This is a genomic window from Elioraea sp., from assembly GCF_051860475.1.
Lineage (GTDB): Bacteria > Pseudomonadota > Alphaproteobacteria > Acetobacterales > Acetobacteraceae > Elioraea.
This window is the reverse complement of record NZ_JBHYDW010000030.1, coordinates 28911-34905: the sequence shown is the minus strand read 5'-3', so window position 1 is coordinate 34905 and position 5995 is coordinate 28911. Positions and strand designations below refer to the sequence as shown.

The 5995-nt window shown below is 70.2% G+C and carries 4 protein-coding genes; 1 reads left to right on the top strand and 3 read right to left on the bottom strand.

Annotated elements, in window-relative coordinates; translation table 11 throughout:
* The coding region (locus ACTIFU_RS08040) for a sigma-70 family RNA polymerase sigma factor (protein WP_439577786.1) at positions 1 to 439 on the top strand (439 nt) is incomplete at its 5' end.
* A gap of 183 nt (positions 440 to 622) precedes the next feature.
* On the opposite strand, the gene ACTIFU_RS08035 is transcribed toward ACTIFU_RS08040, so the two are convergent.
* From ACTIFU_RS08035 to ACTIFU_RS08025, 3 genes are all read right to left on the bottom strand, one after another.
* Entirely contained in the window at positions 623 to 940 is a 318-nt protein-coding gene (locus tag ACTIFU_RS08035; protein WP_439577785.1) for a hypothetical protein, read from the bottom strand.
* The gene (locus ACTIFU_RS08030) at positions 940 to 1287 is read right to left on the bottom strand and encodes a hypothetical protein (protein ID WP_439577784.1); all 348 of its coding nucleotides are present in this window, start codon (positions 1285 to 1287) and stop codon (positions 940 to 942) included. The genes ACTIFU_RS08035 and ACTIFU_RS08030 overlap by 1 nt, the downstream gene beginning before the upstream one ends.
* Positions 1277 to 5995 (bottom strand): beta strand repeat-containing protein (locus tag ACTIFU_RS08025; RefSeq protein ID WP_439577783.1); only part of this gene is annotated, 4719 nt, incomplete at its 5' end. The genes ACTIFU_RS08025 and ACTIFU_RS08030, both read right to left, overlap by 11 nt.

The window sequence follows — 5995 nt, the reverse complement described above, 5'->3', positions numbered from 1 at the left end:
CCAGATGCTGCACGAGATCGGCCGTGAGCCGCAGCCGGAGGAGTTGGCCGAGAAGCTCGGCATGCCGCTCGAGAAGGTGCGCAAGGTGCTGAAGATCGCCAAGGAGCCGATCAGTCTCGAAACCCCGATCGGCGACGAGGAGGACAGCCATCTCGGCGACTTCATCGAGGACAAGGCCGCGGTGATCCCGCTGGATGCGGCGATCCAGGCGAACCTCCGCGAGGCGACCACGCGGGTGCTCGGCAGCCTGACGCCGCGCGAGGAGCGGGTGCTGCGGATGCGGTTCGGCATCGGCATGAACACGGATCACACGCTGGAGGAGGTCGGCCAGCAGTTCAGTGTGACGCGCGAGCGCATCCGCCAGATCGAGGCGAAGGCATTGCGCAAGCTGAAGCATCCGAGCCGAAGCCGGAAGCTTCGGAGTTTCCTGGACGACTGAGTGGTGCGGGGGGCGGGGGGGGGGGGCGAGCGTCGCCCCCCACCGCTCGACCACTCACTTCACGACTCTGGGCACTCTACGCGGCCGCGGAACGGCGTGGTGCGCTGGGGGTGTCGTGCACGCAGTGCGGCGGGTGTCTGCGTCAGGTCGTGACGTGCATGAACCCTGCCGGGCCTGCGCGCGCTAGCGGCCCTGGGCCGCGTCCGGATTGATGGTGATCCCCCGCTGCCGCAGCGCAGCGGTGATCGCCTGGGCGTTGGCGTTGCCGCCATCGGCGAGGCGCTGGGTGCCGGCGGCCAGGGTGTCAAGCTGGCGGCGCATCCGTTGCGCATTCTGGAACACCGGCGCCTGGTTCGCATGCAGGCTCTCGACCTGGCTGCGCTCGGCGATCAGCTGGACGGTCTGGAATCCGAACCAGATCAACAGCGCGACCGTCACGAGCAGGACAGGCAGGAACACGCCGCCGGACCCGCGCCGGGCGGTCGAGCCCTCGTCCGCCATCACTGTCCACCCGGTGTCGCGGGTGCGGGCGTGCCGCTCACCTGGATGCCCTCGGAGGCGAGCAGCGTGCGCAGCGCCTCGTCCTGCCGCGCGACCGCGCTCTCGGCGAGCGCCCGCACCAGGCTCTGGTAGATCGGCTCGAGCTGGAGGCTCTGCTGGATCACCTGGTTGCGCTGCGCGACCTCGCGCTGAATCTGGCGATTGCCGATGAACAGCACCGCGTTCACCACCACCAGCACGAGCAGCAGGCTCGCCGATCCGATCAGCAGGCGCGATTGCAGCTGCGTCAGCCTCAGTCCCTCCGGCTGTCCGGCCGGCAGTCTCCGCCGGCGCGGCTCACGCCGCAAGCGGCCGGCTGCGGCGCGCCGCGCCCAGGGCGACCAGCGCCGAGGCGAGAAGCAGCAGCGCCCCCGGCTCCGGCACCGCCGTCCCCTGCTGCTGAACGTTCGCCAGCAGCGTGAGCACGATCGGCGCGAAGGGCTGCTGGAAGCCGCTCGCGTTGTAGCCGAGCGCGTTCAGGGTGATCGAGCCGCTGAACAGGCCGAGCGCGGTCGGTGCGAAGCTGACGCTGAGCCCGCCGAAGGCATCCCCCGCGGCGAGATCGAGGAAGGCGCCGAAGCCGGAGAGGCCGAACACGCCGGCCAGGCTGAGATCGAACGAGCCGCCCAGCAGGTCCGCCGGCCCGATCACGTCGTTCAGGACCTCGAGCAGCGAGGTCAGCGTCGCGCCGCCCTCGGTGACGGTGCCGAAATCGAGCGTGAACGCCGACCCGCCGCCGGTCAGGCTGCCCGCGCCGGCGGTCTGCGCGAACACCGGATTGGCGTAGTTGTTCACCTGCGCCGTCAGCGTCAGACCGACCTGACCCAGATCCAGGTCCGCCATGTCCGGGTTCTGGCTGGCGAACTGCAGGAACGATCCGCTGCTGCTGAACACGCCGGCCGAAGCGGTGCTGAGCCCGATCTGAAGGCCCGCCGCATCGGTCTGGCCCGCGCCCAGCCCGGCCACGCTGCCGCTGCCGCTGAACGGGCCGGTCGGCAGGTTGACGAACTGTCCGGCCAGCGTGTCGTTCAGGGCCGCGACCGGTGCCGCGTTGCTGACCGACACCGCCTGCGGGCCGACCACGTCGCCCACGTGCACGATGCCGAAGTCGATCACGGTGGTGTTCACCTGCGCGACCGCCGCCTCGTACACCTTGCCGGTGAGCCCGACCGTGCCTGAGCCCACGGAGATGTCGGCCGCGCCGGTGGTGCCTGCGCCGGTGGAGACGAAATCCACCTGCACGTTGCCGCCGAAGCTGCCGGCCGTGGCGGTGTTCAGGCTGACCTGGAGGCTCGTGCCGTCGCTGCCGCCGGCGCCGAGATTGCTGATCGACCCGGAGGCGGCGAACGGCGCCGGGGCCGCTCCCACCGTCGCGTTCAGCCCCTCGGTGAACGCGTCCGGGCTCTGGTTGGTGACGCCGATCGTGCCGGTCGGCGCCGCGTCGCCGCGCCGCGCCACCAGGGTCACGTCCGTGGTGTCGAGCACCGGGCTCGCGAGCCGGTAGCCGGTGCCGGTGACGGTCACCGTCGCGTCGGCCAGGGCGAGCGTGGGCAGGCCCGAGGTGCCCGTGCCGTTGCTGGCGAGGTTGAGCGTCACGGTGCCGCTGTTCACGCCCGCGGTCGCGGTCGCGCCGTCGATGCCGACGCTGATCGCGCTCGACGTCGTACCGGCGGCGAGGTTGCTGATCGGCCCGCCTGCGGCGGTCGCCGCGCCGGCGGTGCCGCCCACCGCCGCGTCGAGCCCCTCCTGGAACCCGGCCGGGGCGATGTTGGTGTTGGCGACCGTCAGCGCCTGCGACGCGCTCGTGCCGAGGCGGAAATTGCCCACGTTCACGCCGGTCGGGACGTCGGGCTGCGCCACCTGGAAGACGCCGCCCTGTACCGCGACGTTCTGCGACGGCAGCGCCATCTCGCAGTTCGGCGCGCAGCCGCCGATGTTGCTCGCGTCCGAGACGAAGTTGACCGTCGCGGTGCCGTTCACCGCGCCCGCAGCGGCGGTGTTCATCCCCACCTGCAGGCTGGTCGCGTCGGTCGCGCCGGGGGCGAGCAGAGTGAAGCTGCCCGTGGCGGTGACCGGTGCGTTGCCGGTGATCGAGGCGTTCAACGCCGCCTGCGGATTGCCGGTCGCCTGGTTGGTCACGCTCACCGCAGCGGTCAGCGAGAGGTCGCCCACGCGCACATTGCCGAGCTGGATCGGCTGCGCCGTGTTGATCACCGGAGCCGCCGCGTCGACCACCTGGCCGCCGGTCTGGATCACGCCGGCGACACCGAAGCTGTCCGAGCCGACGGCAAGCGTGCCGAGCCCGTTGCTCACCCCGCCGACCGCGCCGGCCGAGACGTAGTTCACCGCGATCGCCCCGTTGATCGTGCCGGCGATCGAGGTGTTGACGGAGACCACCATGCTCGACGCGTCGGTTCCGCCCGCCGTCAGTCCGCTGATGCTGCCGGTACCGATGATCTGGCCGGCGCCCAGGCCGCTCGTCGCGCCGAAGCTTGCGTTCAGGTCCTCGACGAACCCGGCGGGGCCAGTGGCGATGTTGCTGATCGAGAGGTTCTGGAACACCGACTGCCCGACCTGCACCGTGCCGAAGTTCAGGCTGGTGGTGTTCAGCTGGCCCGCCGCCACCTGATAGACGTTGCCGGAGACGCTGATCGTCTGGCTGCCCACGCTCTCGGCCGCCAGCCCGCTCGTGCCGGTGCCGTCGGTCACGTAGTTCAGCGTCACGCTGCCCGAGCGCGCGCCCGCCGCCGTGGTGTCGACGCCGACGCTCATGGAGGTGCTGTTGGCCGCCCCGCCCGCGAGCAGGCCGATGGACCCGGCGTTGTTGACCGCTTGCCCTGTGGTTGCGCCGAAGCTCGCGTTCAGCCCCTCGGTGAACGCGCCCGCCGGCGCGGTGTTGGTTACTGTCAGGGTCTGGCTGTTCGTGCCGCCCACGCGCTGGTTCGCGATCACCACCGGATCGGGCGATGCCACACCCTGCGCCGCGTTGAAGCCGGTCGCGGTGAGCGCGATCTGCTGGCTGTTGGACGCGATCGTGCCGAAGCCCGCGTCGATCAACTGGCCGTTGGTGGTGTAGTCGATCGTCAGCAAGCCGAAGTTCGCGCCCGCCACGCCGCCACTGACGCTCGCGGTGACTGCATTCGCCTGCGAGGCGCCCGAGTCGATGAACCCAGCGCCCAGCGCGTTGGTCGCGCTGAAATTGCCGACCGCGCCGACCGTGCCGATGCCGAGCCGCTCCGCCCCCGGTCCGGAGGTGGTGTTCTCGACCGTGAACCCGGTCGAGGGCGTCGCGCCGCCGACCCGGAAATTGCCGAGATCGACCGGGCCGGGCGAGGGCGTGGCGTTGCCGACCGCGAGCGCGGTCGCCGTGCCGGCGAGGTTGATCGTCTGCGTGGCGACATTGTCGAAGTTGCTCACCACCGCGATCGACTGGCCCGCGAGCGAGCCGCCCGAGGTCGCCTCGAACGTCACCGCGAAGTTGCCGGTGCTGTTGCCCGCCGTCACGGGGCCGAAGTTCTGTGCCGTCACGCCGCTGCCCGACAGCCGGCCATCGGTGATGTTGCCGCCGTTCGCCGCCGTCTGCACCGCGCCGCGGATATCCGCGCCCGTGCCGGTGTTAGCGACCTGGTAGTTCACCGTCGTGGAGGTGCCGCCGCGCACGTTGCCCAGGTTCAGCGTCACCGTGTTCGCGCCGGACGGCGTGACGTCGCCGGTGACGGCCATCGCGGCGTTCTCGCCGATGATCTGGCCCGCGCCCGTGACATTGGCGCGCCGGTCGAACGCGTTGCCCACGCCGAAATTCACGTTGGTGTGGTCCTGGGTGACGACGATGTTCTGTGCGCCGAGGTTCAGCGCGCCGTTGTTGTTCAGCGTGCCGATCCGGCTCGCCTGGGTGGCGTTCGAGAGGTCGATCGTGCCGGTTGGTGTGCTCGTCATCGACGAGCCGGCGCCCATGTCCACCCCGCGCGTGATGGTCAGCGTGCCGAAGCTGGAGGCGATCGCGCCCGTGCCCGTCACCTGCGTACCCGGCGCGGTCGTCAGGGTGCTGTTGCCGAAGCTCAGCACCGTGCCGTTGCTGGCGAGGGTGTTGGCATTGAACGTCGAGTCGGTCAGTTCGAGAAGGCCGTTGTTGGTGAAGTTGCCGCTGTTGGCGGTGGCGGTGAAGGTCCGCCCGTTCTGCAGTCTGAGCGCACCGTTGTTGGTATGCAGCGTGTTGTCGATCGACTGCGTTACGCTCGACGGGTTGGTCACCTGGATCACCGAACCGGCGCCACTCAGGTAGATGTCGGCGGCGTTGGTGGTGATGTGCTGGCCGCGCAGCGTGACCGTCGCGCCATTGCCCGTCGACTCAGCGCGCCAGAGCCCGCCCGTCAGCACGCCCGCGAGGTTGTTCGCCGTCGAGGTGTTGCCGACATAGGTCACGGACGAGCCGTTCAGCGCCTCCACCGTGCCCTGGTTGTCGAAGATGCCGCTCGTGAGCGTCAGTCCACCCGTCCCGCTGCCGCGCAGCGTGCCGGTGTTCAGGACGCCCGCGGCAGACGGGTGGATGGTCAGCCCGTTCGGCTGGTTCGCGTCGATCAGGCCCTGGTTGTTGAGGCCCATGTTGCCGGAATTGCCGATGTTGCCCGAGCCCTGGATCGTGTGGCCGGCGGAATTGGTCAGCACGTTGGCTGAGGCCAGACCCCAGATGAGGTTGCCGCCGCCGTTGCTCAGGGTCACCGTGCCGGTGCCCGCAAGCGTCACGTCGCCCTCGATCCGCAGATTCGTCGTCCCGAAGCCGATGCCGGTCGAGGCCAGCGCGATCGTGCCGTCATTGGTGATCGTGCCGGCGAGGATGCCCTGCTGGCCGTTGTTGATCCGCACCAGCCCGGCATTGGTGAGCGTGTCGAGCGTCGCCGGATTGCTGAGCTGCACCACGCCGGTGCCCGCGGTCGTCACCAAGCCGCCGGTGATGCGCCCGCCGTTGATGTTGACAGTCGAGCCGTCCAGCGCCTGGATCGTGCCGTTCGTGTTGTC